General features: G+C 72.1%; 1 protein-coding gene. It reads right to left on the bottom strand.

Annotated features, from left to right (window positions below; all coding sequences use genetic code 11):
• Window positions 1-383: AMP-binding enzyme (locus PU724_RS33980; protein ID WP_426213863.1), on the bottom strand; the 383-nt coding region annotated here is incomplete at both ends.

Here is a 383-nt window from a genome sequence, read left to right as displayed (position 1 = left end):
AGCCCCTGGCGGTCGAGCTTGCCGTTGGCCGTCAGCGGCAGCGCCGCAAGCCGCACGAACGCCGACGGCACCATGTAGTCGGGCAGCCGCGCGCCAAGATGCGCGCGCAAGGCGCCGGCAAGCGCGCCTGGTTCTTCGCCCCCAACTCCCGCTTCGCCCCCGGCTTCGTCCTGCGGCGCGCACACCACATAGGCGACCAGCCGCATCTGGCCCGCCCGGTCCTGGCGCGCCACCACCACCGCATCGCGCACCTGGTCGTGCTCGGCAAGGCGCGCCGCGATCTCGCCCGGCTCGATGCGGAAGCCGCGGATCTTCACCTGGTCGTCGTTGCGGCCCAGGAACTCCAGATTGCCGTCGCCAAGATAGCGCGCCAGATCCCCGGT

This window comes from Mesorhizobium abyssinicae (assembly GCF_049887195.1).
GTDB classification, from domain to species: Bacteria; Pseudomonadota; Alphaproteobacteria; order Rhizobiales; family Rhizobiaceae; genus Mesorhizobium; species Mesorhizobium abyssinicae.
This window is presented reverse-complemented; position numbering and strand designations above follow the sequence as displayed.